The 7,113-nt window shown below is 66.8% G+C and carries 6 protein-coding genes; 2 read left to right on the top strand and 4 right to left on the bottom strand.

Annotated elements, in window-relative coordinates:
* The first annotated feature begins 602 nt into the window (after positions 1-602).
* Both QM595_RS09610 and QM595_RS09605 read left to right on the top strand, forming a co-directional pair.
* Complete coding sequence (locus QM595_RS09610; RefSeq protein WP_415171326.1) at positions 603-1,562, top strand: hypothetical protein; 960 nt, start codon at positions 603-605, stop codon at positions 1,560-1,562.
* 23 nt (positions 1,563-1,585) lie between these two features.
* On the top strand, positions 1,586-2,596 hold the full coding sequence (locus QM595_RS09605) for a zinc ribbon domain-containing protein (protein ID WP_415171325.1): 1,011 nt from the start codon (positions 1,586-1,588) through the stop codon (positions 2,594-2,596).
* On the opposite strand, the gene QM595_RS09600 is transcribed toward QM595_RS09605, so the two are convergent.
* The 4 genes from QM595_RS09600 to mobF all read right to left on the bottom strand — a co-directional run bounded on the left by QM595_RS09600 (position 2,489) and on the right by mobF (position 7,040).
* The gene (locus QM595_RS09600; protein WP_415171324.1) at positions 2,489-3,118 is read right to left on the bottom strand and encodes a hypothetical protein; all 630 of its coding nucleotides are present in this window, start codon (positions 3,116-3,118) and stop codon (positions 2,489-2,491) included. The two genes, QM595_RS09605 and QM595_RS09600, sit on opposite strands and share 108 nt — an antisense overlap.
* On the bottom strand, positions 3,081-3,446 hold the full coding sequence (locus QM595_RS09595; RefSeq protein WP_415171323.1) for a helix-turn-helix domain-containing protein: 366 nt from the start codon (positions 3,444-3,446) through the stop codon (positions 3,081-3,083). The genes QM595_RS09600 and QM595_RS09595 overlap by 38 nt, the downstream gene beginning before the upstream one ends.
* Positions 3,447-3,509: 63 nt before the next feature.
* Complete coding sequence (locus tag QM595_RS09590; protein WP_415171322.1) at positions 3,510-5,906, bottom strand: ATP-dependent DNA helicase; 2,397 nt, start codon at positions 5,904-5,906, stop codon at positions 3,510-3,512.
* Between the two features lie 9 nt (positions 5,907-5,915).
* Positions 5,916-7,040: a MobF family relaxase gene (gene mobF, locus QM595_RS09585; protein WP_415171321.1), complete on the bottom strand. Its 1,125-nt coding sequence runs from the start codon at positions 7,038-7,040 to the stop codon at positions 5,916-5,918.
* Between the last annotated feature and the right edge of the window lie 73 nt (positions 7,041-7,113).

Genomic DNA, 7,113 nt, shown 5'->3' with positions numbered 1-7,113 from the left:
GGAGCTCCCGGGGAAGTAGAAGCTTCTTGGTCGTTGCCTCTCTTACCCGGACTCCGTTGCCCCACCAGCCACGACACGCCGACCACATCGTTGACAGGCACCCGCGACCGCTAACTTCACGGCCTTGGGTCTAGTTCGCCGGTCCCGACCACGAGTTCCCCCACTCCGCGATCGGAGAGCGAGATCGCGTCGAGGGCGGCATCAGAGGTTGTTGCGGCGTACTTCGCCACCGTTGACCAGCTTCGTCAGGATGCCAAGCGGTCCAGCACGGAGCTGGAGGCCGTCGCATCGAGCTCACAGCTAACCGCACAGGAGAATCTCCTGAAGATTCAGCGACAAGGCGGGCTCCGACAAATCGGTGAGACGGATCTCGTTGAAGTCAAGGTCGAATCGGTCAGCCTCGATGCCCCTGCGACAGCAGTCGTCGATGTGTGCTGGGACGTCAGCGGCGTAGACATCGTTGATGGCGACGGGAAGTCGGTCGTGACCGATGAGCGCAAGGATGTCGGATGGACGCGCTTCACGGTCACGAACCCGACGTGGGAGACGGTAGCCACCGACGGATGGCGAGTGTCTGGCGGTTCTGACTTGGAGAAAGAGCCGTGCGTCGGTTCCTGACCCTTGGAGTCGCCGTCGCAGCCCTCGCGAGCGGGCTACTCGGTGTTGCGTCATCGCCAGCGTTCGCCGACACGGTGTGCGGTCAGACGGACCCGGCCACCGGCGAGTGCCTGATCTGGGTCGAGATTCCAGGCAACCCGGGCGATCCAGGCGACCCTGGGGATGATGGACCGAAGGACGCAGGCTCTGGGGCGGCCTGCTATTGGGACGGCAGTGCCCAAGGAATCAGCGACCCACCTCCGGGACCCGTCCCATGCAGTTCCGAGTACGGCTACTGGTCCAACGGATACCGCTGCTACATCCGGTTGCTGGTCCCTCAGCCGCCGGCTGGACATCCGAGCTGGCAGAGCCATGAACCCGGCGACGGCGCGGTCTACCACTGCTACCAGCCGCAAACTCACCTCCTGATCCATATCTGGTCGGCCGACCCGCCCCCGAACTCGGGCACTGGCCCAACGCCGCGTGAGGTGGCCCAGCTTGCGATCGACGACATGAAGCTCACCGCGATCAACATCGGTATCGCGCCCAAGGCTGAGGACGGCAGGGTCGGCCTCGTCGGGATGCCGATCTGGATGTGGGCAGCCAATCCGAGTGAGCACACCTGGGGCCCGATCACCGCGTCGGCGAGCGCTGGCGGCATCACCGTCACGGCAAGGGCGTGGGTCCACAAGATCACCTGGGATATGGGTGATGGCACCAAGGTCACCTGTGCGAGCGCTGGCACGCCGTACAAGGCGGCGTTCTGCAACAAGAAGTCTCCCGACTGTGGCCACCTCTACACCAAGTCCAGTTCCTCAAAGCCCGGCCACAAGTTCACGGTCACGGCGACGTCGGACTGGGTCATCGAGTGGGAGGGCGCAGGCCAGACGGGGACCATCCGGCTGAACGGACTCGTCCGGGAGGCCCAGATCGCCATTGGCGAAGCGCAGGTGCTCGTGCGGTAACCGGTAGAGGAAGGCAGCGAGGTATGAGCAGGACAGCCACCCGAGACGACAGGACTCTCGACCCCGAGTCGAGTCCCGCCGCCAGCCAACTTGTGCCGCCACCGAAACTCCGCCGACGCCCGGCACTTGTCCTCGTCGCCATCGCTGCCGTCTTGCTGGGTGGCTTGCTCGCTGCATGGGCGTGGACGGCAACGACCAACACACAGGAAGTCCTTGTCGCCCGGCACACCATCGAGCGTGGCTCCGGTGCCTGCGGATCACGGCTTGTGGTCTCCAACGCCAAGAACAAGACCGGAAACATATACCCCTACTTCGTCTGCTCCGGACGGCACTCCAAGCGCACCGACTGCACCCGCCAGTCGATCCTCATCAGCGACGTCGAGCACCTGGTCGAGACCTACTACGACCGCGTGCAGATCACCGCGACCCGCCGCGAAGCACTAGCCGGAATGCTCCACCACGAGTTCGACCACCTCATGGCGACCGAGACCGCGAACCTCAAGGAACTCACCCGCCGTCGAGACGAGTTGGAGCACGAGCAGAAAACCCTGATGCGAGCGCACTACGCCGGAGCCGTCCCACTCAACGTCCTCAAGAGCGAACAGGACCGCATCTCAACCGAACTCGACCAGATCACCCACCAGCTCGACGCCCAGCACCGCGACTACGCCGATGCCCGCAAGCACCTCGATGAGGCACTCGACCTGCTAGAGAACTGCTCCGCGATCTACACCCGCTGCGACGACACCAACCGCCGACTGTGCAACCAGGCGCTTTTCACCAAGATTTACATCGACGAGGACAACACCCTCCGGCCCGTGCACACCCGCGCATACGAGGTCTTGGTCGACCCCGAACTCAACGGCAACGCACTCACCTGGGCCGATAAAACCGAGCAATCGGTGGATGCTGCCGAGGGTCGCAGATCAGTCGCTGTCGAGGGGGCGAGGCCCACGGAACGTGATCGCGGGAGGCGGGTGGGGGCTGGGTGTTGGGGTGACGTCGTAGAGGTCAGCGTGGGCAGCGAACAGTAGTGGATGCTGCCGGGCGATCGCGGAGTGAAACTCCGCCGGCGTTGTCGGCGGCGCAACCTGGCGCTCGACGAACAGATCAATCACCATCGCGTATGCGGCCCTGGTCAGCCGAGCAGCGAGGAACACGTCGGGGTTCACCGCGGAGATCCCGACCGAGACGAGGTCCGTCTCGGCGAAGTCGTCCACATCCTCAGTGACGAGGAACCCGGCACCCGCGGCTTCGGCGTCAGCGAGGATCTGCCGATCCGTCAGCGAGGTGCTGGTGAATCGGCCGCTGATGTCGCCGGTCGGGCTGAGAGTGCCGCCGAACCGGCGACGTACCTCGGCGGGTGAGACCGCGCGCGGGCCCATGTGCCGACCGGCCTCTTCCTCGGTGGCCCTGCTCCACACAGCACGGAAGCCGCTCAGCGGCCCGCCAACCATCAGCAGGGTACGAGTGACGGGCTTGGCAAGGATGTTCGCGTCGAGGAAGACGCGGGTCGGGCTATCGATCACCGAACAGGTCGGCCCTGATGTCGTCACGCGTGAGGTCGATGACGTCGCCCATCGCGGCGCGCCAGAACCGTTCGAACTCCTCATGCGGGATCCGGTTGCGGTTCCCGACCTTCACCACACGAAGTTCTCCCGCGGTGATCTTCCGAGAGATGGTCGAGCGGGATACCCCGATCGCGTCGGCGACTTGCGCCGGGGTCATCATCCGCCGCTTTGCCGTCAGGGTGACCTGTTCTCCGTCTGCGGCGGCGCGCTGCACGTACTCGGCTACCGCGTCCAACCATTGCGGACGCGCTCCGGTACTCCCGGTGGAGGCGCGGACATCCTCCGGAGTGATCGTCAGGCTCTGCATCGACATGCCCCCATCATACCCCTACTGCACACTCTGAGAAGAATGAGTGTGCAGTAGCGTCGCGAGTGTTCAGAGTATCGGAGCATCGCGACCAGTGCCCCTGCCTGACTGTAGAGCGGACGCGGTTTCGTCAATACTCGCGTGGAGCAGATCAAGGTGGGCTTTGGCGCGCTCGTGGTCCAGGCGCTGCGCGTCGTTGTCCGGGGCCGGGCCGAGCGGGCTGCGGGAGGTGATCTGCCACCGGTCCCGGTAGGCGGCGATCACCCGCAGCGCCTCTGTATAGGCGGGATCGTGTGGTTCGGGTAGCCCGGTCAGCCAGGGCTGCTGCTCGGTGCGGGCACGGTCGAGGACAGCCTGAGCACGCTGCTCGATCAGCGCCTCGCGTTCGGTGAGCGCGAGGTGATCGTCGGGGTTCATGGTGCCCTCGGCGCGCGGGATCAGTCCGGCGATCAGCCGCGGCCGGGGAGGCGGTGTCGGCTGGTACCGCTCCGCCAGGCGCGTAACCCGGTAACGCAGCAGGGAGCCGATGTCCTCGACATCATCCAGTCGCCCGGCCCTGGTCACCGCGGCGAGGAGCTGGTCGACCTGGTGCCCGGCGGCTTCGAGACGGCGGAGCTCGGCGGAGAGCACACCGAAGGACTCCGCATCAAGGAGGGTGTCAAGTTGAGCGGTGGTGAGGCCGGCATCGGTGAGGATGGTGACCCAGCGGAGGGCTTGGGCTTCGACGGCGATCGTCTCGTATTCGGCGGCGAGCTGCGCGACCGAGGAGGCGTCCTCCTGCTCTTGGAAGATCGTCTCGTGCGCGGAGATCTCGGTGCCGCTGTGCTGCAGGATCCCGTACAGCACCGAGCGGGCCGTCATCGCCAGATCATCGCGGAACTGGTGCTGCTCCAAGTGCGCCTGGCCGGTAGCGACGTAGACGTAGTTCGCATCCCGTCCTCGGGTCATCGACACATACAGGCTCTCGCGGGTCATCTGCGGGGAATGCACGATCGCATGCGCCGTGTCGACGGTCGAGCCTTGCGCCCTGTGCGCGGTGGTCGCGTAGGCGAGCTCGAGATCGCTGGTGACGTACTCGGCGGGCAGGGTGATCCTGGTGCGCCACCGGGAATGCTCCCGCCGGACGGTGACCGATCCGTCGTCGCGGGTCTTGGTGACGATCCACCGGTCACCGTTCTTCACCCAGCCGCGACCGAGGGAGAGCCGGCGGTCGTGGCGGCGGGTCACCACCACGTCCCCGGTCGAGGCGTGGTTCCCGTCGTGCAGGGTCACACCAGGCTCGTCGGCGACGTCGCCGACGGCGATCCGGTCGGTGCGGGCCCGGGCGTTGAGGGCGGAGACGGTGTCGATGGTCTCAGCGATCAGCAGCGTCGACTTGCCCGCGTCTTGGTCGGAGCGCCATGCCTGGTAGGCGCGTTCGAGGATCGCCTCGTAGACGCCGTCGTGGACACGGTCGTGACCGATGTAGTCGTCGATCGCGGTGGTGTCGCCGAGCCGCAGCCCGAGGGATGCTTGCTTTTCCCACTCGTTCCGGAAGCGGTGCAGCTCGGACAGGCGCGGGCTGTCGGGCCGGTCCCGCACGATCAACCCGAACGCCCCACCCGCATCCACCGCCGAGAGCTGCTGCTGGTCGCCGACCAGCAGCACCTTCGCCCCGACCTCACGGGCGTGCGCGGTGATCTGGTCCAGGGCGAGGGTGCCGGCCAGGGAGGCTTCGTCGACGATGATGAGCTGCCCGGCCTGCAGGTTCCAGCGGCCCTCTCGGTGTTCGAAGAGCCACTTGGCGGTGTTCTCGGTCTGGACCGACAGATCCTCCGCCAAGACAGCTGCGGCTGCCGCGGAGGGTGCGAGTCCGACGACGCTGCCGGGGCCGTGCTCGTCCTCCCATGCCCGGCGCAGGGCGCTCATGGTCGCGGTCTTGCCGGAGCCGGCGGGTCCGACCAGGACGTCCAATGCCCGCCCGGACACGGCGATGCGGGAGATCGCATCCTCTTGGTCTGCCGACAGCACCGGCCCGCCCGGCCGCGCTGGGGTCCGGGCGGCGTCCTCGATCCGGTGCAACTCGACGGTGGGTGCGTCACGGTTACTGGACGCGGCGAGCAGGCGGTCCTCGGCGACGAGGATGTCGGCCGAGGAGTACACCGTCGCGTTCCGGGGCCGGAATGCGCTTGACCCGTCCGAGCGCAAGAACCGCTCTGGCGTCGACGCCCACTCCGGCGGGGTCAATGCGAGGCTGGCGTGTTCGGCGGCGTCGGTGATCATCCCGACGATCGCGTCACGGTCCTCCGTCGAGGCGAACCGCCACGGCATCGACTGCCTGACGGCCTCCGCGTGCAGGTTCCACCGTCGCCACGTCGAGCGGCGGTCCGCGACCAAAGCCACCACAACCTCGGCGAGCTCGGCGATCGTCTCAGTGGGGAGGTCATCGGCGCGCAGCAACGGCTCCGTCTCCGACGCGGCGATCATCTGCTGTGCCTAGGCCACCGGGTCCGTGTCAAGCATCGCGGCGGCCCGTTCCCGCCACCGCATGGTCAGATCCGCCAGGGAGTGGTTCACCTTTGCGGGGCGGGTCTCCAGGGTGGCCTGTTGGCGGATCTGCCAGAGCACCTTCTTGGACGGCTGCCGGCCGTGCTTGGCGACGTACTCGTCGACGAGGCGGTCCTTGGCCTGTTCGATGTCGCGGGTGCGGGAGGAGAACTCGTCCATCAGGGTCTGCGGCACGCCAGCGACCTCCCACGCCGTCGACCGGCCCGGGCCACGCTCCCGCGTCTCCCACCGCGTGCCCACTAGCTGGGCGAGATGATCGGACAGCACCGCGTTGTAGTGCTCCGACAGGCCGGTCACCGCGTTGTGCAGGGCGCGGGAGTCCAGGGTGCGCCACTTCCCGTCCCGAACTGCCTGAACGCGGTTCGCCACGACCAGGTGGGTATGCAGCTGCGGATCTGAGCTCCGGCTGTCGTAGTGGTCGTAGGCCGTAGCAATCAGCCCGCGTATCTCGACTTGCGCGACCGCACCCCGTGGGCCCTTCGCGCCGATCCGAGTCATCGCTACATCCCGCTCGATCAACGCCAACACATCCTGCATCGCCGCATGATGGGCCTGAGCAATCAACGTCTGCGTGCCCGCATCCGAGACCGCCCACAACGTCGACACCGATTTGGGCACGCTGAACGTCAAGTCGAACCCCGCGACCGGTGCCACGGTCGGCTTCGCGGCTTCCTCCGCAGCGATCCGCTCCTTCTCCGCTGTGAGCTCATCCGAGGTGAGCGACTCGGGCAGGTCATCGACCCGCTTCTGCACCCGCTCGGCCTCGGGCGTGAATGTGCGGAACGGGCGGCCCAACGGCTCGCCCGTGTTGGGATCCTGCCCGTGACCGAGCAGGCGCTTCAGCTGCTGCTCGGAGACCTCCGAGGCCAGAGCGATCGGCTCACCGAGGCCATCCAGACCGGACCCGCACCAGCGACCCGGAGGCGTGCCTGACTGCTCGTAGTACCTCGTCAGAGCGGTCGCCGCGTCTCGATCACCATCCCCGACGACAACGCTATTGAGCAGGTACCGGTAGCCCTGCCCAGCCGTCATCACCCGGATCGAGACCGTCACACCCAGCAGGTACGCCCGCGGAGAGTGGTTGCCTACCGACTACGAAGATAACTGGCGCGGAGCGTGCTCCATT

The sequence above is a fragment of the Nocardioides sp. genome, assembly GCF_047607185.1.
In the GTDB taxonomy this organism is placed as follows: domain Bacteria; phylum Actinomycetota; class Actinomycetes; order Propionibacteriales; family Nocardioidaceae; genus Nocardioides.
This window is presented reverse-complemented; position numbering and strand designations above follow the sequence as displayed.